14 protein-coding genes and 1 pseudogene are annotated in these 19,615 nt (G+C 71.1%); 4 read left to right on the top strand and 11 right to left on the bottom strand.

What is annotated here, in order from left to right:
* Window positions 1-730 precede the first annotated feature (730 nt).
* The 7 genes and pseudogenes from WA762_RS01975 to WA762_RS01945 form a co-directional block, all read right to left on the bottom strand.
* On the bottom strand, window positions 731-1,459 hold the full coding sequence (locus WA762_RS01975) for a hypothetical protein (protein WP_335932252.1): 729 nt from the start codon (window positions 1,457-1,459) through the stop codon (window positions 731-733).
* Window positions 1,449-2,198: a hypothetical protein gene (locus WA762_RS01970; RefSeq protein WP_335932250.1), complete on the bottom strand. Its 750-nt coding sequence runs from the start codon at window positions 2,196-2,198 to the stop codon at window positions 1,449-1,451. The genes WA762_RS01975 and WA762_RS01970 overlap by 11 nt, the downstream gene beginning before the upstream one ends.
* Window positions 2,199-2,383: 185 nt before the next feature.
* Window positions 2,384-3,346 carry an IS3 family transposase gene (locus WA762_RS01965; RefSeq protein ID WP_335932307.1) on the bottom strand — a complete coding sequence of 321 codons (963 nt, stop codon included), beginning with the start codon at window positions 3,344-3,346 and terminating at the stop codon, window positions 2,384-2,386.
* 234 nt (window positions 3,347-3,580) lie between these two features.
* Window positions 3,581-4,024 carry a large conductance mechanosensitive channel protein MscL gene (locus WA762_RS01960; protein WP_335932248.1) on the bottom strand — a complete coding sequence of 148 codons (444 nt, stop codon included), beginning with the start codon at window positions 4,022-4,024 and terminating at the stop codon, window positions 3,581-3,583.
* An 837-nt stretch (window positions 4,025-4,861) separates the two neighbouring features.
* Window positions 4,862-6,237 (bottom strand): annotated as a pseudogene (locus WA762_RS01955) (IS1380 family transposase).
* A gap of 284 nt (window positions 6,238-6,521) precedes the next feature.
* Window positions 6,522-6,767, bottom strand: a complete 246-nt coding sequence (locus WA762_RS01950; protein WP_335932246.1) for a hypothetical protein — start codon at window positions 6,765-6,767, stop codon at window positions 6,522-6,524.
* Between the two features lie 395 nt (window positions 6,768-7,162).
* Window positions 7,163-8,353, bottom strand: coding sequence for an aromatic acid exporter family protein (locus WA762_RS01945; RefSeq protein ID WP_335932244.1), 1,191 nt, complete (start codon window positions 8,351-8,353; stop codon window positions 7,163-7,165).
* A gap of 849 nt (window positions 8,354-9,202) precedes the next feature.
* On the opposite strand from WA762_RS01945, the gene WA762_RS01940 reads away from it, so the two are divergent.
* From WA762_RS01940 to WA762_RS01930, 3 genes are all read left to right on the top strand, one after another.
* Window positions 9,203-9,607, top strand: a complete 405-nt coding sequence (locus tag WA762_RS01940; protein ID WP_335932242.1) for a hypothetical protein — start codon at window positions 9,203-9,205, stop codon at window positions 9,605-9,607.
* An 81-nt stretch (window positions 9,608-9,688) separates the two neighbouring features.
* A complete protein-coding gene (locus WA762_RS01935) occupies window positions 9,689-10,906 on the top strand; it encodes a PLP-dependent cysteine synthase family protein (RefSeq protein WP_335932240.1) in 1,218 nt (405 codons plus the stop codon).
* Complete coding sequence (locus WA762_RS01930) at window positions 10,903-12,198, top strand: MFS transporter (protein WP_335932239.1); 1,296 nt, start codon at window positions 10,903-10,905, stop codon at window positions 12,196-12,198. The genes WA762_RS01935 and WA762_RS01930 overlap by 4 nt, the downstream gene beginning before the upstream one ends.
* A 191-nt stretch (window positions 12,199-12,389) precedes the next feature.
* On the opposite strand, the gene WA762_RS01925 is transcribed toward WA762_RS01930, so the two are convergent.
* The 3 genes from WA762_RS01925 to WA762_RS01915 form a co-directional block, all read right to left on the bottom strand.
* Window positions 12,390-12,839: a DUF2690 domain-containing protein gene (locus tag WA762_RS01925; RefSeq protein WP_335932238.1), complete on the bottom strand. Its 450-nt coding sequence runs from the start codon at window positions 12,837-12,839 to the stop codon at window positions 12,390-12,392.
* A 517-nt stretch (window positions 12,840-13,356) separates the two neighbouring features.
* Window positions 13,357-15,030 (bottom strand): multicopper oxidase family protein, encoded by a 1,674-nt coding sequence (locus WA762_RS01920; protein ID WP_335932236.1) that lies wholly within the window; start codon window positions 15,028-15,030, stop codon window positions 13,357-13,359.
* A gap of 78 nt (window positions 15,031-15,108) precedes the next feature.
* Complete coding sequence (locus WA762_RS01915; protein ID WP_335932234.1) at window positions 15,109-15,540, bottom strand: hypothetical protein; 432 nt, start codon at window positions 15,538-15,540, stop codon at window positions 15,109-15,111.
* Between the two features lie 1,078 nt (window positions 15,541-16,618).
* Here WA762_RS01915 and WA762_RS01910 point away from each other — a divergent pair.
* Entirely contained in the window at window positions 16,619-17,905 is a 1,287-nt protein-coding gene (locus tag WA762_RS01910) for an MFS transporter (protein ID WP_335932232.1), read from the top strand.
* A 213-nt stretch (window positions 17,906-18,118) separates the two neighbouring features.
* On the opposite strand, the gene WA762_RS01905 is transcribed toward WA762_RS01910, so the two are convergent.
* Complete coding sequence (locus WA762_RS01905) at window positions 18,119-19,603, bottom strand: AMP-binding protein (protein WP_335932230.1); 1,485 nt, start codon at window positions 19,601-19,603, stop codon at window positions 18,119-18,121.
* Window positions 19,604-19,615: the final 12 nt, after the last annotated feature.

Raw genomic sequence — 19,615 nt, 5'->3', positions numbered from 1 at the left:
TTAGTTGAAGTTGCTTCGGTTGTTGCTCGCAGGCGATCAGACTGCGGTGTCCGAGGCGAGAATGACGGCGTCGGGTGTCGTAGCGGTGCAACCAGCGGAACGCGTCGAGGCGGGCTTCGCGCCCGCCAGGTCGATGCTCCGCCTGATGCGCGCCTCGCTTGTCGGTTGATGCGTTCGCCTGTCCTGCGGTGCTCGACGGCGCCCTTGGGCGACGTTGTAGAACGCCGTCCGAATCGCGGTGGACAGCCCGTGTCCGGGTGGTGAGCCGGGTCTCGGCTGCTTGGCGAGTGGCCTGTCCGCGGCGGCGCGGTGCCGGTGGCAGAGGCTGGGGCGGGCGAGGCGGAGGGTGGCGTACGGCCGCTTTGTACTTCCGTCTGGGTGAGCCCGGTCGGCTCGCTCCGGCTGCGCCGGCCCGGTTCCACAGCCTCCCCGGGCTCATCTCCAGATCGGTGGTGACGGCTCTGATCGTCGTTTCCGGCCGCGACTTGTACAACGCGACCGCGTCCGCCGCGAACTCCGGTGGATAGCGTTTCGTGACCGGGGACACCCGTTTTCCTGAACTCAAAATGCGAGTGTCTCGGATGTCCAAGTTCCGGGATCGGGGCCCGACCGCCCGCACGGTTTGAAGCGGTGGGGACTGGAAAGGGAGCATTCGCAACCGTGCCAGTCCCCGACGCTGCCAAGACTTGGGTGCTACGAACTCGAAGTCCGTGCAGACCCGATGAGAAGGTCAAGCCAGCATCCACCGCATCAAATGGGCCAAACCCCATCCGCACGCCGCCAGGATCACACTGGTCGCAAGCGACGCTCCCCACGCGTATCGCGGCTTGAGCTCAGGCGGCTCTCCGGAGTCGGGGGCCACACAGCGTTCGAGCCACAGGCAAGCGAAGAATCCGAACCCAGTGGTCAGACAGGCGGTGAACCATACGCCACGGTTCTTCACCCGCACGTACCTGCGCGGCAGCGCGTAAGTCGCGGTCAACACGGCCAGGCCCACGACGACCACAGCCCAACACAGGACGGTGGACCGAAGAAAGAGCGGATAGGTCACGGGCAGAAGAACGGCCAGGCCACCTGGCTCATATTGCGGCTGCCGGTCCCGGAAGGGGAGATCCTTGACGCGCACGCCCGCCTTGGCAGCGATCGCTTTCTCCGCAGCGGCCACATCATTGCTGCCGTGGAGCGCACCCGGTACATGCATGTGCAGTTCGCGGTAGATCAGCGGAGCCGTCTCCCAGAGCAGATTCACCCCACGATCGTCGTACCCGATCTCAACTGCCGGTGGCCTGTCCGACCGGAGTGCCCCTACGAGGTCTTCCTGCGTACTCGGAATCGGGAACGCCTGGCACACATACGCTGCATACGACACGATCAAGAGCAGCAGAGAGGCGAGCCGTGCCATCGTGGTCAGCGATTTCGTGGACCTGATCGGCTGGGCTATGACTGAATCATCGGACATGAACTGTCACCGTACCGTAGAACTCCTGCGCAATGCTGGAGAAAGCGTGGCCGGAAGGGATGTCCCCTACCCCGGGGAGATGCGTCAGCGAGCCCACCCCTGTCTTGTTGTAAGAGGCGAAGGCGATCGTGAAGTTACGACGCTTCTTCGATTGTGCGATCACCTGGTATTCCATGTTGTAGCTACCCAGAAAGGCTGTAGGAGTTTCATTTCCAGCCCTACCGTTCGTCAGCATGCCGAGGAGGTCCTTCCCGACATTCGACTTCGCGTCCACATGGTCTCTATTGCCTCCGAGCTTATCGACTGGGGCATTGAAGTCGGCCGCGACGACCTTCTCGGCCAGCTCTCTCATTATCTCATTGTGAGGTTCGTCATCCATGAGTTGCTGAGTCAGTGGACTTCCGTCATCGAAGGAGATGTTGTTCACATCTCCTTTCCCGTCGGCCCACAAGAGCAGAATATCCCTCCAGCTAAGCTGCGGAGAATTACCGGTGAGGTAATTGCATGCGGCGGCCTCCCCGCTTTTGACTGAGGCTCCCGAAACGCAAGGGCGCGTGTTTCCTGCGGTGGCCAGTATGTATTTTCGCAGCTGAATGGCGAGCTCTTTGTGAAGGCCGGGCTTCTCGTTCTTGACGAGGGCTTTCAATCCTCGTCGGCAAGTTTTGTCGCAGCCATCACCGTTTTTTTCCGGAGCTACTGGTCCTCCCGGCCCCTCCCTGGCCGCCGGACGGTTTGCCACTTTTCCCGGATACCGATTTCGAGCCGCCGATGGCGCCCGGATACTCTTTGTTGGTGTTCTGGCCGCCGTCCGGGCAGAGATCTCGGGGACACAGGCCTGTGGGGTCGGAGAGGGCGACCGGGTTGTTGTTGCTGTAGGTTTAGCCGTTGGTCTGAAGTTTCCCCGTGATGTTGGACGCGTGTTCGTTATGCCGCGAGGGCGTCTTGATGCTGTTGCCTGGTCTCGGCCGGGGTGAGGTAGCCGTAGACCTTGTGCTTGTGCTTGTGCTTGTGCTTGTGCAGACGGCGGCGGTTGTAGAAGGTCTCGATGAAGGCGAAGACCTCGGCGCGGGCGGTGGCCCGGTCGGGCCGGACGCGATTGCCGATCTCCTCTTTGAGCAGGGCCCAGAAACTCTCCGCGGCGGTGTTGTCGAAGCAAGACCCGGTGCGTCCGCAGCTCTGCCGCAGCCCCGACTCGCGTATCTCGCGTCGGACTTCAGTGGATGTGTACTCGCTGCCGCGATCTGAGTGTGCGATGCATCCAGGTTGTAGAGAGCCCCGGCCGTGGGCCGTCTTCAGCGCGTCGACGACCAGGGAGGCGCGGTGGTGGTCGGCCATGGCGTAGCCGACGACCTCCCGGGTGGCCAGGTCCAGCCGGCAGGCGAGGTAGAGCCGGCCCTCGCCGGTGGGCAGGTAGGTGATGTCCCCGACCAGCTTCGTGCCGGGTGTCTCGGCGTGGAAGTCGCGGCCGATCAGGTCCGGGGCCAGCCTCGCCTTCTTGTCCGGCCGGGTCAGCGACCGGCGTCCGCGGCGGTGGGCGCCCTGGATGCCGTGGTCGCGCATCAGGCGGGCGACCCGTTCGCGGTTCACGCGCCGTCCCGGACGCCGCAGTTCGGCGTGGACGCGCGGGACACCGCAGGTGCCCCGGGAGGCGACGTGGATGACGGTGATCTCGTGGGCCAGGGCCTCGTCGGCCGCCTTGCGGACAGTCCGGGCTTTCGCCGCGGTGAGCCAGGCGTAGAAGGAAGAGCGGTCCACCTTCAGCAGCCGGCATGGGAAAGCGACGCCATGGGTGGTCTTCTCCGCCTCGATGAACGCGTATATCTCGTTCATCGATCGCTCTCCTTCGCGAAGAAGACCGCGGCTTTTCGCAGGACGTGGATTCTCGATCCCCGGAACGGGCGCCCCATCAGGGGCGGCGCGGCCCGTCGCGTAGAACGGCGAGCCGCGGCGGGAGCGAGCCCGGACATGCTCGCCCTCACCTGTCGGTGTCAGCGCGTGGTGGATCGGGCTGGGGTGTTCCGGGCGGTCCGGATGTCGGCCGACGTGACCGCCGGCCGATGCGACCGCCGGACGGGCCGCTGATGCGCTCGGTGCTCCAACGGCCGTGGTCTCACCAGCCGATCAGGGGCGTGATGGTCCGGTCGTCGGCGGTTGCTCGATGCCGCAGTGCCGACATTTGACGGCGGCGGCCGGCAGGTCCTCGGACAGGCAGGCCGGACACGTCTTGACGGGCCCCGGCTCTTCGAAGGCCGGCACGCCGTGCCGCACCGAATAGCGCTTGTACGGTACGACGATGAGGAAGTAGACGACGGCCATGAAGATGATGAAGTAAATGACCGCCGAGATGAAGGAGCCGATATCGAGGTACGTGGACTTGTTGCCCGCTTGGCCGAGTTGCCACCCCAATCCGACTGAACGGCCCCCCTGGGCGCGCGCGATGATGGGGTTGATCACGGAATCGGTGAACGCCTTGATCAAAGTACTGAAGGCCAATGCGACAATGAGGCCTACGGCTACGACGACGATGTCGCCGCGCATCAGGAAGTTCTTGAACCCCTTGATCATTTCTGGCTCCTCGCGACTGGGACCCGGGTCGGGACCGGGCAGCACGCTACATTCTTCGGCACGCATTGAGTATTGGGGCGCGGGTGCGGGAGGAATTCTTCCCCCGGCTGCCGAGGCCTCCCGGCGATCGAGAGCTGTACCGCCGTCCCCGGCGGGTGCCCGACGACGGCTGCGGCAGCTTGCCGCGTTGTCGGAACGTCCGCGTACGTCCCGTATGCGGACGCCATTCCGCCTTGTGGTGCGCTGCGTCTGACGCCGTGCGTCGCCCCCTGTATCGATCCGTCATGGATTACTGGACAGCCCTCAGTGCGCCAATCGGGCGAATAATCGCGTCTGAGGAACAACCGGTTCGCGGAATTCAACGCCGTCAGCTGAAGAGCGATGTATTCGAGGTCATGGTGGTCGGCCGGTCGGCCGGGAAAAAGGGGCGAGTGCTGAGGTCGCGGGCGCCGGCCTCTGCGGCCCCGTCGGCTGTTTTCTTCTGAGTGGCCGATCGGGAGGTGCCTGTACCCGGCCCTGCGAGAAGGGGTGAGGGACAGGTGCGGCGGGCGCCTCATGGTGCAGGGCGGCTACTGCCGACGGCGAACTCGCGGGGTATGCGGGATATGGAGGGGGCGAGGCTGGTGGGCTCGCGTCTTGAGATGTCGTCGCGTATTCGCCGGTGATCCGCGGCATTTACTAACCTCGATCTTTCGCGACGGTCCGTCGGTTTGCCTGGCGGGCCGTTTCGGCTTGTCGGAGCGGTTGTGGGCAGGCTGACGGCCCGGCTGTCGCGTCGGGTGGGCGCCGGGTTTCACGGCTCCGGCGGGGGTTGTCGGGGTAGGACATCGTTGCTGGTCAGCCGGGGACCGCAAGTGCTTGCAGTCGCGCGAATGCGGCGGTGATCACCTGGGTCCAGGGCCAGTGGCGGGCCAGGCGGAGCCAGAGGCGGCGGCCGGTGGTGACGAGCTGGGCGGCGGTGGAGAACAGCCGCAGTCGCAGGCGCTTGGGCTCCCAGCGCCGCGCCTCGCCGGTGAGGGCGAGCATCGGCATCCAGGCCAGCAGGTCCAGGGCGAGTTACACGATCTCCAGCCAGACGCGGTTCTGGGAGGCGTCGTGCAGGGGCAGGTTCCGCAGCCCGGTGTCGCGGGCAGCTCGGATGCGGTCCTCGGCGCGTGCGCGTTGGCGGTGCCGCAGCTCCAGGGCCGGGGTCGGGGCACCGGTGGCGTTGGTGGCGAAGCAGGTGATCCGCATGCCGTCGGCGTCGGTGATGCGCACTGGGCGCCGGGGTGCGGCCGTTCCGTTCGGACGATCAGCCGCATGCCCTTCGGCCAGCCCTTGAGGACATCGCCGGCGAGTTCGGCGACCCACGCGCCGTCGCGTATGTTGCCGTCGGGTTCGGTCGCGGGCGTCCAGGCGGACGCGGGGACGAGCAGGACGGCGTGATGGATGGCATCGGTGATGACCATCCCGACCGAGTAGGACAGCCGCCGTCCCCGCTGCGTGAGCCAGTTCAGGAAGTCGTGGGTGCCACCGGCGGAGTTGGTGCGGATCAGGGTCCGCCGTCCACGCCGGTACTTCTTCGGAAGCTGGGCCAGCGCCTGCTGGGCGACGGCGATGTGGTCGCTCGCGGTGTTGCTGCCCACGTTGCCCGGTCGCAGCAGGCCCGCGACCGGTTCGCCGGAGCCACCTGGGCCGTGGTCGACAAACGCGAACAGCGGGTGGTGGCCGAAGGTCTTCTTCCACGTGGCGGCGGCGTCCTGCTTCTCTGAGTGGGCCTGGACCAGCACGCCGTCGATGTCCACGACCACCTCATCGGCCGTATTCGGCGCCGCGTCACCGGCCAAGCTCCAGACTCGCTCGCGGACTTCGGCACGGGCCTGCCGCACGGCGGCCAGGGCCCGGGGGCCGGCCGCGGCAAGCGTGTCGACCAGACGGGAGACGGTGGGATCGGAGGCGACCAGGCCGAACAAGTCGGGCTCGGCCCGCAGCATGGCCACTTCGGACAAACAGTCCCCGCCCAGCGCGACCGCCAGTGCGAGGTCCAGCAGGACCTTCCCGGGGTCGTGCACCGCCCGCGGCCTGCGCCACGGATCCAGCGCCGTCGACAATGCTGTGTCCGGGCCAATCCGGCGGACGGTCTCCACCAGCAGCACCCCACCGGCCTGCGAGACAGCACCAGCCCCACCGCCCCGGACACGGACGCGCGGATAGAGCCCACTACGCTTCTTCACCTGGAGAGTGCTTCTTCCCTGCGGCGACTGGACCCTAAGGGCTGTCCCGTAATCCGTGGTGGATCAGCGCGCGGCGTCGGGTGTGGTGCATCGCAAGGCGGAGGGGTGCCCGCATACGGGATGTATGTGGGCGTTCCGGCAAAGCGGCGAGGTGCCGCAGCCGTCGTCGCGCGCCCGCCAGGGATTACGGGACAGCCCTTAGACAAGCCCTATCGTCGCAGGTCAGAGGCACTCTCCGTTTGATTGACCAAGACCCGGACAAGCTCACTCGCGGGGAGCTCGGGTCAGCCCTTCTCCCGCCCTGGCAGGGCCGCGCCATCCAGGAACGCGTGATAGGTCTCAACGGCATCCGGCTCGACTTCCGGGTTGGACGGGCCATAGCGGGTGTCGCAGCGGTCCCGCTTCGGTCCGGAGACCCAGAACTCCTCATTGGTCTGCGTGTCGTAGAAGTTCGCGTCGAACATCCCGCCTGCCCGGCGCAATGTCCTTCCCTGAAAATACGCAGTGCTCCAAGTCTTCGAGAAGTCCACCCACCCGATCCACGAGGGTCCACGGTCGGTGTCATAACCAGACTTCAGCTGCACGAACATGAGGCGTCGAGGCATGTACCCAGGGTCCCGCACAGCCCGCACCCGCGACCAGCGCTTTTACAGCGGACAGACGGGCACGCCCGCCCGCGCTTCTTCACCTGGAGAGTGCCTCCTTCCTGGCAGCCGACAGGACTCAGGCAAGCCCCATCGTTGCAGGTCGGAGCCGCTACCCATCCGCTCGATCAAGCCCCGGAGAGGCTGGCTCGTGAAAGGCCGAGGCTAAACCGGGCGACACGCGGGTCGCCCGGGCTGGGAAGGGCGGTCCTCGGCGCGAGGCCTTCGGCACGAAAGGTTCCGCGAAACGTTCCGCGAAACGTCCCGTGGGGCGTCCTCCGCTACGGGCGGGGCGTCTGCGGGGGTGTGGCGGGGCGGGCTGCACGGTCGAGGTCGGCCAGCAGGCGTTCGGCGTCGGTCATCAGGGATCCGTACACGTGCCAGGAGCCCGGCTCCCTCAGCGTGCCCCGCTCGATCTCGCCGGTCATCAGGGCGTGCCACGCGGCGGCGTCGTCGATGGCCCGGCGCAGTCGCTCGCGGGCGTCGTCCCGTGCGGAGCCGTCGGCGGGGCCGGGGGAGGCGAAGCACGCCACTACCCCGCCCGCCGCCTCCAGGGTCGCCGCGTACCGGTCGAGGAACGTCTGGCCCAGCCGGCGTCCGGTGCGGCCGTCGTCGACGGTGTCGGCCAGCGTCCGGGCGATGCCGCGGACCTGGAAGGTGATCCGGTGCAGAGCGCGCAGCGCCTCGTCGTGGCCCGTCGGTTCGCGGCGGCCCCGGACGACGACGCAGCGCGTGTTCCAGCGCAGGCTCTCCTGGCTCTCGCGGACGTCCTCGTACGCCCGGACCGCCAGGTCCTCCAGGCGTCTGCCCTTTTCCAGCCAGGTGCGCGCGCGGTCGGCGTGCCGCCGTTCCCGCAGGCCGCGGCCCATGTCGACGAGCAGTTCCCCCATGGCGGCGGCCAGGCCGCGCACCGAGGAGCCGGAGGCGTTCAGATGGAGGGGCGGCAGCACGAGGGCGTTCACGGTGATTCCCACCGCCGCACCCGTCAGCGTCGCCAGGGTCAGGGTGACCGCATGGCTCACGGGCACGGCCGTCGCCGCGGCCAGGGCCAGTACCGCCGTCGAGGCGATCTGCAGACGGCTGTCGGAGCCCCGTCGGCCCGCGACGACCAACGCGACCGCCGGGATGGCGGCGGCGCTTCCCGCAGCCGGGCCCAGCAGCCACACGACGGCCACGGCCACCGACAGCCCGGCCGCCCGGACGACCACACTGCGCAGCGCCTGCGTCACCGACCGGTAGACGGTGGGCGCGCCGACCATGGCCAGCGCGGTGGCCACGGTGAGGTAGCGCTGTTCGCCCGGAAACCACCAGGAGGCGGTCTGCCAGGCCAGGAGGGCGGCGAGCAGGGCCTTGGCGGCGCGTACCGCCGCAGGCCGTGCCGACCGGAGGGCGTGCGGCGGCCACCAGGCCAGGCCCGCGTCCCGCCAGCGCACGGCGACGGCCTGGCCCCGCGCGAGGACATGTGCTGTCATGCTCGGCTCCTGCTTGATCCACAACGGTGATGCGTCCCCCGGGGGACCGGCCGTCGGCGCGCCTCCGTCCGTGCGTGGTCCTGCTCTCCGACCGGCCTCGTGCCACGGCCGGTCGGGCCTGCGAGGCGACGGTCCGGAGAGGCGACGGTCCGGAGAGGCGACAGTCCGGCTATATCGGTCCGCAAGGGATGAGGGAGACGGTACCTGGAAATATGTTGAAAATTGGACTTTTCTTGTGTGGGGTACGTCATGAGCCGGCAGGGAGGAGGTCGCGGCCGCGGCGGGAAGCCGCGAGCGGAGTCCGCCCGGTCGGGCGCGCACGCGGCTGGCCCTGTCGGTCCGGTGGTCGCGCACGGCGGGGCTCGCTGCGTCCAGGGGCTCCGACCCCGGGCACGAGAACCGGTGTGAAACTCGCCCGCGCGCGAGAAGGGGGCGTCGCATTCGGCCGTCCTTTCCCCGACTCCCCGTGAATTTCCGTATGCATGGGCCCGCGTCTGCCGGGACGGGGAATTCGAGCAGGCGCGAATTCTCCTGTCGCTCGGCGGTCGAGGCCTGGTCAGACGGTGGATCCCTCCTCTGTCTGCTCGGCGCGGACAGGTGGTCGAACATTTGGGCCGGACAACTGATCGATTTTCTGCGCGATTTGTTCACGCCGTGTGCCGCGCGCAATTCCGGTCCTTCGCGTATGCGCGCCTAAGATGATGGCGTGATCACGGCCCGGTCACGCCCGCGTCATCGCCTTTCCACGGGAGAACGGCCGGTCGGCACGCTTCCCGGGGCGGGCGAGGGGGCGCGCTCCGTCCCCGGGCCCCCGAGAGGCCGAAAAAGGACAGCCCGCCCGGAGGACCGGTGCCCCGCCACTCCCGCAGCCGCTTACTCGTCGCCGTCGTCGGCGTCGTCCTGCTGGCGGTGGCCCACTGCTTCCCGCCGCTGGGCGACACCGCGCACCGGCGCGTCGCCGGAGGCGTCCCAGCGGCCGCGGCGGCCCTGACGACCGGCCCCGATCACGCCGAGGACCAGACGCCCCGCCACTCCCACCACGAGCACCGGGCCGGGTGCACCGGGCCCCGTCTCGGCCCCGAACTCGACCTCTCGGCCCGGCAGGCGGCCGACCCCGCCGCGTCGGCCGTGTCCTGCGGCGAGGCCCCGGCCCCGTACGCCGTGCTGCGGCTTCCCGTCCCGTCCGAGGCCCATGGGGACATAACCGCTTCCGGCCGCTCGACGCGGACCAAGGTCTGCCGGTGGCGCATCTAGGCCGTCCCGCTCGCAGCCGTGCGTTTCCCGGCTGCCCGACGGACGACCCTCAGACGCGCATCACCGAAACGAGAGCGGAACATGCACTCCTCGATCACCGACGCCATCCCCCTCACCGACGCCGACCCCTTCACCGACGCCGTCCCCCTCACCGGCGCCGCCCGGCCGGGGCGGCCGGCCCCGTCCACCCTGTCCACCCGGTCCGCGCTGTCCGGGCTGGTGGGCAACACCCCGCTGCTCCGGGTCTCGGAGCCGCTCGCCCCGGCGGGCCGCGGCTTCTGGGCCAAGCTGGAAGGCTTCAACCCCGGCGGCATCAAGGACCGCCCCGGTCTCCACATGGTCGAACGGGCCCGCGCCCGCGGCGAGCTGCGCCCCGGCGCCCGCGTCATCGAGTCCACCAGCGGCACGCTCGGTCTGGGCCTGGCCCTCGCCGGCCTGGTGTACGGCCACCCCGTCACCCTGGTCACCGACCCCGGACTGGAACCGTCCATGACGCGGCTGCTGTCCGCGTACGGGGCCCGGGTCGACGTCGTCGCCGAACCGCACCCGGCCGGCGGCTGGCAGCAGGCCCGCCGCGACCGCGTCGCGCACCTCCTCGACCGGTACCCCGGTTCCTGGTGCCCGGACCAGTACAACAACCCGGACAACACCACCGCGTACACCCCGCTCGCCCTCGAACTCGCCACCGAGCTCGGGCACATCGACATCCTGGTGTGCAGCGTGGGCACCGGCGGGCACTCGGCGGGCGTCTCCCGGATCCTGCGCCGCCTGTACCCCGACCTGACCCTGGTCGGCGTCGACACCATCGGCTCGACGATCTTCGGCCAGCCCGCCCGGACCCGTCTCATGCGCGGGCTCGGATCGAGCATCTACCCCCGCAACGTCGCGTACAACCAGTTCGGCGAGGTGCACTGGGTGGCCCCCGGCGAGGCCGTGTGGGCCTGTCGCAGGCTCGCCGCCTCTCACTACGCCACCGGCGGCTGGAGCGTCGGCGCCGTCGCCCTGGTCGCGGGCTGGCTCGCCCGCACGCTCCCCGAGGGCACCCGGATCGCGGCCGTCTTCCCGGACGGCCCGCAGCGCTACCTCGGCACGGTGTACGACGACGACTACTGCGCCGCCCACGGCCTCCTCGCCGCCCCGCCCGCATCCGAACCGGACGTCATCGGCCGGCTGGGCGAGAAGGAGGTCACCCGCTGGACCCGGTGCACCGCCGTGGTCGACCCGCTCACGCTCACCGGCGACGAACCGGCCGCCCGGACCGCCGCTCGCGCGGGCGGGTCCGAGGGGCGGGGCCGATGAGGACGACGCTCGCGCAGTTCCGCTCGTACGAACGAGGCGTACGGCTGTTGATGGTGAATCAGTTCACCATCAACCTCGGCTTCTACATGCTGATGCCCTACCTCGCGTCCCATCTCGCCGGGCCCCTCGGGCTCGCGGGCTGGCTGGTCGGGCTCATCCTCGGCGTCCGCAACTTCAGCCAGCAGGGCATGTTCCTCGTCGGCGGCACGCTCGCGGACCGGTTCGGCTACAAGCCGGTGATCATCGCCGGTCTCGTGCTGCGCACGGTCGGGTTCGCGACCCTGGGGCTGGCGGGCTCCGTGCCCGCGCTGATCGCGGCCTCCGCGGCGACGGGACTGGCCGGCGCCCTGTTCAACCCGGCCACCCGTGCCTGTCTCGCCCTCGACTCGGGCGAACGCCGGGTGGAGGCGTTCGCCCTGTTCAACGTCTTCTACCAGGCGGGAATCCTGCTCGGCCCGCTGGTGGGCATGGTGCTGACCGGCGTCGGCTTCCGGGCCACGTGCCTCGTCGCGGCGGGCGTCTTCGCCGCGCTGGGGGCGGTGCAGATCCGCGCCCTGCCGGCCCGTCGGGCGACGGAGACGGCGGAGGGGAACGGGCGGGGCGTCCTCGCCGAATGGCGCGGCATCCTCGCCAACCGCCCGTTCCTGCTGTTCTCCGCGGCCATGACCGGCTCGTACGTCCTGTCGTTCCAGATCTATCTGTCGCTGCCGCTGGAGGTGCGGCGGCTCGGCGGCGAAGGCCCGTTCGGCACGGCCGCCGTGGCCGCCCTGTTCGTCGTCTCCGGACTCGGCACGATCCTGTACCAGACGCGGGTGACCGCGTGGTGCCGGGCGCGCCTGGATCCGGGCCGCGCGCTCACCCGGGGCCTGCTCACGATGGGCGCCGCCTTCCTGCCGCCGCTCGCCGCCACGGCCGTGCCCGTACCGGACGGCGGGGCCGGACGGTGGCTGCTGGCCGCCGCGCCGCCGGTCCTGTCCGCGCTGCTCCTCGCCGTCGGCACGATGATCGCCTACCCCTTCGAGATGGACACCGTCGTCCGGCTCTCGGGCGACCGCCTCGTCGCCACGCACTACGGCCTCTACAACACGGTCTGCGGAGTCGGCATCACCCTCGGCAACCTCCTGACCGGGGCCGCGCTCGACGCCGCCCGCGAGGCGGGAATGCCGGCGCTGCCCTGGGCGGCGCTCACCGTGCTCGGCCTGGCCTGCGCCGCCGCTCTGCGCCGACTGCACCGGACGGGCCGCCTCGCCGCCCCGCCGACCGCAGCCGCCGCCCGGCCGGCGACGGTCTGACCCGGTTCCGGGCCGACGGCCCGGCGGAGGGGCGCGGCCGTGGGAGTTCCCCTGCGGCCGCGCCCCGTCGTACGGGGGGACCGTGCGCCCCGCGCCGGTCGGGGCCGCGTTCCGTCGCGGGCGTGACGCCCGCCGGCGGCTTTCCGGGCTCAGTGGACCCGGGCCCCGGGGCAGCGGCCCGGGGCCCGGGGTCAGAACTTCGTGCTGCAGGTCATCGGGTACTCGTTGCCCTGGAACTTGATGCAGACCCGGTAGTAGTAGCCGCTGCCGCCGAGCATGTTGGACCAGTCGCTGCCGTTGTGCGGGATGGCGACGCTCAGGGAGCGGATCAGCTTGTCGGACGAGTCGTACTTCTCGATGTAGCCGGTCGAGTTGTAGATCGAGTTGCTGGAGTTGTCGGTGACTCGGACCCATGCGGCCTGGCAGCCGAACGACCAGCGCAGCTCGGCCTTGCGTTCGTTGTTGTTGATCGTGCGCTGGGTGGCCACATCGGCCGTCTCGCACGCCGTTCCTCTGGGCCCCAGGTTGTCGCAGCCGGTGCCGCTGCAACTGGCCGCGTACGAGGTGCCCGCCAGCGGGATGAGGCCCAGCACCATGGTGGCCGCGGAGACGGTGGCGACACGGATCGCTGCGGATTTCATGTACTTCTCCTCAAGATGGGCCGGCCCCGTGCCCGCGACGGCGGGTTCCGGGCCGGGGGCGGTGGACCAGCCGTAGCGGAATTCGGCCGACCCGCCGGCACGGCGCGGAATTCGCCTGCCGTGGCCGCGCGGGTCCGCTGTCTTCGGCAGGCGCGTGGTGGTCCGGCATGGCGCACCGCACATCGCCTCCCCCCTCCCGTGGCCGCCCCGAGGGGCGGTGGACGCCTCTGGCCCCCCGACGTCCGGCAACTGATCTTAATTTCATGCCCATGACATAACCAGGGGAAATATTTTGGGCATGTGCGGTTCTATCCGGACGAGGGGGATGGTCGTCGAGGGGTTTGTGCGGAGAAATCCCAAACCACTGCCGGGATTGGTCGCGTATTTTCTTTGCGGTCCGTGGGGCGCACGTTTTCTTTGCGGTCCGTGGGGCGCACGCCGGTTCCCGGAGCGTCCCACGACACGGCGGAGGGGCGGGCGCACCGTGCGGCGCCCGTCCCTCCGCCTCGGCCGGGGCCTACTTCCTCAGGTAGCCGAGGACGGTCATCATTCCGGATTCCGAGTGGTAGACGTTGTGGCAGTGGACCATCCACAGCCCGGGGTTGTCGGCGTCGAAGTCGACGTCGAGCCGCCGGCCCGGCAGCACGATCGAGGTGTCCTTGCGCGCGCCGCCGTCGGCGAGCGCGAAGGTGTGGCCGTGCAGATGCATGGGGTGCCACATCGTCGTGGTGTTCACGAACGACAGCCGCACGCGCTCGCCGGCGCGGACCGGGTGGCGCCGGGCCGGGTCGTACGCCTTGCCGTTGATGGCCCAGTCGTACTTCGCCATCGAACCGGTGAGCCTGAGCTTGATCGTCCGGTCCGGGCGCTTCGCGTCGAGCCGCACGGAATCGTCCGCCTTCAGCCGGCCGCCGTGCAGGACCTCGCCCTTCAGCTCCCGGGGGCGGACGGAGGCGGCGGGCGCGGCGCCGCCTCCGGTGCGCAGGACGGCCAGGGCCGTGCGGTTCTTGCCCTCGGCGAGCGCGGTGAGCGGGAAGGCCCCGTCCCCGGCGGTGACCAGGGCGTCGATCCGTTCGCCCATGCCGAGCAGCAGGGCGTCGGCCTCCGCCTGCCGGACGGGGAAGCCGTCGGTGTGCGTGACGGTGAACCGGTGCCCGCCGAGCGCGATCCGGAAGGCGGTGTCGCCGCCGGCGTTGATGATCCGCAGCCTGATCCGGTCGCCGGGCTTCGCGGTGAAGGTCTGCGGGGCCTCCGGCCTGCGCCCGTTGATCAGGTAGTGCGGGTAGCCGACGTCCCCGGCGTCGCCGCCCAGCAGGTCGCTGCTCGCGCCCATCAGCATCCGGGAGGGGCCGGACGGCTCGGCGGGCGGCGTCGCCTTCGCCTTCCTCGCCGTCGTCGAGGTGTGCGACATGCGGGACATGTCGTGGCCCTCCATGCCGCCGGAGCCGTCCGAGCCGTGATCCATGCCGTCGGATCCATGGTCCATGCCTCCGGAACCGCCGGATCCGTGGTCCATGCCGCCCATGCCCCTGCCGAGCTCGGCGAGCACGCCCTCCGGGGTTGAGCCGTCGACGCCGTCGACCCAGTCGTCGAGGACGATCACCCACTCCTTGTCGTAGGCCAGGGGCTCCTTGGGGTCCTCGACGACGAGCGGGGCGTACAGACCGCGGTCCTGCTGGACGCCGGAGTGCGGGTGGAACCAGTACGTACCGGGGTGGGCGACGGCGAAGCGGTAGTCGAAGGAGGCGCCCGGCGCGATCTCGCGCTGAGTGAGGCCCGGCACCCCGTCCATGTCGTTGCGGAGGGCGAGCCCGTGCCAGTGGAGGCTCGTGGCCCGGGGCAGATGGTTGGCGAGGGTCAGCGCGAGGGTGTCCCCGGCGGTGACCCTGACCTCCTTGCCGGGGAGGTCGTCCCCGTACGCCCAGGAGCGGACCGTGCGGCCGCCGCCGAGGTCGAGCGGGGTCTCGACGGCGGTGAGCCTCACCTTCCGCTCCGGTCCGGGACGGCGGCGGGCCTCGGCCGCCGCGACCTCCGCGCCGTCGGGCGTCAGGTAGCCGGCGGTGGACGGCGTGCCGTGGCCGCCGGAGGAGTGGTCCATGCCGCTCATCGAGTCCGAGCAGGCGGTCAGCAGGCCGGCGCCGGCCGCGGCGAGTCCGGCGCCGAGAACGGTACGACGGGTGAATCCAGTCATGGCTGTGGAACCCCTTGGGGTGGTCGTCGCGAAAAAGGAAGAAAGCGTTCCGCTCATGCCGAGGAGCGGCCGGGCTTCCTATATGCGCAGCGAGGACAGCCGGGTCAGGAGGGATCCGGGGGCGGCGGGCGGCGGGTTCGGCCGCAGAGCGTACGTGAGCCGGCTCGCCGCCGGTGGTGGCGCGCCGGCGCGGGCGGAACGGCCGGGACCGGCGCGCACGGCCAGCAGCAGACCGATGCCCGCGCCCAGCACGGCGAGGCACAGGGTGGTGACCCCCGCCCCGTGCGCGGGTGCGGGGGGTGCCGTGCGGTGGGGCGGTTCGGCCGTGACCGGCTGCTCCATCGGCGCGTCGGAGGCGTGGGGCGCCATGGCGGCGTGGCCGCCCGACAGTTCCGGAACCGCGTGTTCGCCGGGGTGGCCGAGTCCGTGCATCAGCACGATGCCGAAGAGCAGCGCGACGGCGAGCAGGCAGCGGCTCGGCCGGGGCACGGGCCTTCGGCGCACGGTCACCTCGCCCTCCGTTCTCCGCTCTCCGCCGGGATCGGCCCGACGCGGCCCGGACCGGCCGTTGGGTCCGCGACTCCGCTTCTGGGTGCCGCCGGTCGCCGGTCGCCGGTTCCGTTCCATGGTACGGGGAGGGGGTATCCGGGGCGCCAGGGGGCCCGGCGCGGCCCGGGTGCGGGTTCGTAGGGCCGGGCCGGGGGTCCGGGGCTGGGTGGGGGCTGCGGGGCCGGGCGGGGGTCATGGGGTCGGGCGGGGGTCATGGGCGCGCCCCCGGGGAGCCGGCGGGGGACTCCGTGCCTGACGGTGTGACATCCCGTGCCGTCAGTGGGCCTGCGGGTGTGCCCGGTTGGTGCGGCGGGTCAGTGGCGGCGGGGGCGGTCGCGGGTGGCGAGGTCGTGAGCGGATGTGCCCCGGGGAGGGGTCTGCGGAGAGTCACCCCCGGCAACTCTCCGATAAATTGCGGTATTTATTACTTCATAGGCGTTTTAGGGGCCTTCATGGGTTGTTGGTCATGAGAGGGCGTCGTAGTGTCGGTAGTGCCGCTGAAGAAGCAAGGAGCGGCGCGTCGAACCCTCCGGGAAGGAGGAGGAGATGAAGGTCCGCGACATCTTCGACCACAGGGGCAGGGGACACGGTCACGGACGTGGCCGCGGGCATGGCCGCGGTTACGGACGAGGTCACGGCCACGGACGGGGCCACGGCTACTGGCGTTGATCCGAAACCCTGACTCATTCCCGATCAGAGACGGGCTCGTGCTCCGGCGCGGGTCGGTCTCGCTTTTTCGCGGAGGCTCTCCCGACGCCGGTTCGCGCTCCGGTTCCCGGGGGCCGGCTCCCGGAGATTCGGGGGCCGGGGACTTGGGGTGTGGGGATTCGGGGCGTGGGCCCGACGCCTGACGGCGCGACCGGACGCCCGGCGGGGCGGCGGAACGCCCGACGACGCGACCGGACGTCGGGCGGGGCGGTCGTAATCCGGCGGAACGACGCGGCGGGGGCGGTCGCACGGACCTGCGGGCCGGCCGGAAACGGAGCACGGTCAGTGGGGATTCCGGCCGCGCCGTGCCCGGCGGTCGTTACCATCCGCTGTGACCGAAACAGCCTCGACAGACGGAACGGCGGCGGAGGAGCCCGCTCGCCGCGACCGCATACTCGCCGACCTGACGCCCCTTCGCACCTCCCCCGACTACCGACGGCTCTGGTTCGGCAACACGGTCTCCTGGATCGGGCAGGGGATGACGGCGCTCGCCGTATCGCTCCAGGTCTACGACATCACGGGGTCCGCCTTCTCGGTCGGGCTCATCGGGTTCTGCTCGTTCCTCCCGCTGGTGGTCTTCGGGCTGTACGGCGGAGCCGTCGCCGACGTCGTCGACCGGCGCAAGCTGGGGCTGGTCAGCGCCGCAGGATCGTTCGTCCTCTCCCTCGTGCTGCTCGTCGCCGCCGTCGCGGGAGTGGAGCGGGTGGGGCTGCTGTACGCGGTCGTCGTCCTCCAGGCGGCCTGCTTCGCGGTCAACTCGCCGGCCCGCAGCTCGATGATCGCCAGGCTGCTGCCGGCCGAGCAGCTGCCGGCCGCCAACGCGCTCAGCTCCATGACCAGCACCACCGGCACCCTGGTCGGGCCGATGGTCGGCGGTCTCGTCGTCGGCTGGTGGGGGTACCAGGCGGCGTACACCATCGACGCCGTCACCTTCACCGCCTCGCTGTACGCGATGTGGCGGCTGCCCTCGATGCTGCCGGAACGGGGCAAGGACGCGGCCACCGGCCGGCCGTCCGTCGCGGACGGGCTGCGCTTCCTGGGGGCCCGGCCCAATCTGCGGATGACGTTCCTCACCGACCTGTGCGCCATGGTGCTGGCCCACCCCCGGGCGCTGTTCCCGGTCGTCGCCGTGGCCTGGTACGGCGGCGACGCGAGGACCACCGGCCTGCTGGTCGCCGCCCCGGCACTGGGCGCGCTGCTGGGCGGGGTGTTCTCCGGCTGGCTGGGGCGCGTCCGCCGGCACGGCCTCGCCGTGCTCTGCGCCGTCGCCTCCTGGGGCCTCGCCATCGCGGTCTTCGGCCTGACCCGTCAGCTCTGGCTCGGACTGCTCTTCCTGGGCCTCGCCGGATGCGCGGACACCATCTCGATGGTCTTCCGGAGCACGATGCTCCAGGCGGCGGTCCCGGACGAGATGCGCGGCCGGCTCCAGGGCGTGTTCATCGTCGTCGTCGCGGGCGGCCCGAGGCTGGGCGACTTCCTGGCCGGGTCGGTCTCCGACCTGGTCTCGCCGGGCGCGGCGGTCACCGGGGGAGGGATCGCCTGCGTTCTCGCCGTGTCGCTGCTGGCGCTGCGGTGGCGCGGGTTCGCCCGCTACGACGCGAAGAACCCGCAGCCGTGAGGCCCCGGGGAGTACGGGAGCGTCCGCGGGGCGGGGGGCGGGGCGGGGCGGGGCGGGGCGGCGGGGTGCGGTGGTGCGGCGGGGGCCCGGGCCAGGGGGGCGGACCCGGGCGTACGCGTCGGCACGATGGGGGCACAGCGGTACGGCTGGGGCCCGGGGCGTACGCGGCGGCGCGGGGCGGGACGCCGCCGCACCGCCCGGGCCCGCCGGAGGTCAGGGACGCAGCGACCGCTTCATGATCTTCCCGAGGTCGTTGCGGGGCAGCGCCTCCAGATACCGGACCACGCGCGGCCGCTTGTGCGGGGACAGCTGGGCGGCCACATGGTCCGCGAGCTCGCCCTCGGCCGGAGGCGCGGCGGGATCGGACGGCACCACCCAGGCGACGATCCGTTCGCCCAGATCCGGGTCCGGCTCCCCGGTGACGGCGGCCTCGCGGACGCCCGGGTGGTCGAGGAGCGCGTTCTCGATCTCGCCCGCGCCGATCTTGTAGCCGCCGCTCTTGATCAGGTCGGTGGCCTTGCGTCCGACGATCCGCACATAGCCGTCGGCGTCCCGGGTCGCCATGTCGCCGGTACGGAACCAGCCGTCCGGGGTGAGCGCTGCGGCCGTGGCGTCGGGCCGGTTGAGGTAGCCGGTGAAGAGGTTCGGGCCGCGTACCTGGATCTCCCCGATGACGTCCGGGCCCGTCCCGGCCAGGACGGCCCCGTCCTCCTCGACCAGCCGCAGCTCGACCCCGGCCAGGGGTGCGCCGACCGTGCCGGGGCGCGGAGCGCCGTCGACCCGGATCCCGGTGTTCATCAGGGTCTCCGTCATGCCGTAGCGCTCGATCACCCGGCACCCGGTGGCGGCCGCGATCCGCTCGTGGTCGTGGACCGGCAGCGCCGCCGAACCCGACACCAGCAGCCGGGCCCCGGCCAGCGCCTTCGCCAGTCCGGCCGCCTCGGGGCCGGAGCCGTCCAGGGCCTCGGCCAGCCGGTGGTACATCGTCGGCACGCCGAAGAGCATGGTGCCGCCGGACGACAGCTCCCGGGCCACCCCGTCGGCGGAGAACCGGCCCAGATGCCGCACCGATCCGCCCCGGCGCAGCGGCCCGAGCACGCCCAGGATCAGCCCGTGCACATGGAACAGCGGCAGGGCGTGGACGAGCACGTCGTCGCCGGTCCACCGCCAGGCGTCCGCCAGCGCGTCCAGCGACGCGGCGATCGCCCGCCGGGGCAGCACCGCGCCCTTGGGCGGGCCCGTGGTGCCGGAGGTGTAGACGATCAGCGCGGGGGACTCGGGGGACTCGGGGGACGGCTCGGGCGGTGGCGGCAGGACGCCGTCGCCCTCGCCGCCCGGGACGACGGCGTCGGTGTCGACGTCCAGGCGGACCAGGGCGGCCAGCTCCGGCGGGAGCGCGTCGTCCGCCCCCGCCAGCACCACGCCGGGCTCGCTGTCGGCCACGATGTGCCCGAGCTCGCGCGTCCCGGTCCTCGGGTTGAGCGGCACCGCGGGCACCCCGGCGCGCAGCGCCGCCACGACGGCGACCACGGTCCGCGCGGTGGGCGTGGCCCAGACGGCGACCCGCCCGGCGTCGGCGAGACGCGCGGCGAGCGCGGCCGACGCGGTGTCCAGCCGTTCGTACGTCAACGAGTGTGCGCCGAATCGGACGGCCTCCCGTACGGAGGCGTCGGCCGGCTGAGGCAGAAGAGGCGTCATCTGCCCGACCCT

It is taken from the genome of Streptomyces tyrfis, from assembly GCF_037034285.1.
In the GTDB taxonomy this organism is placed as follows: domain Bacteria; phylum Actinomycetota; class Actinomycetes; order Streptomycetales; family Streptomycetaceae; genus Streptomyces.
Note: the sequence above shows the minus strand (reverse complement) of the source record. Positions and strands in the feature narration are given on the sequence as shown.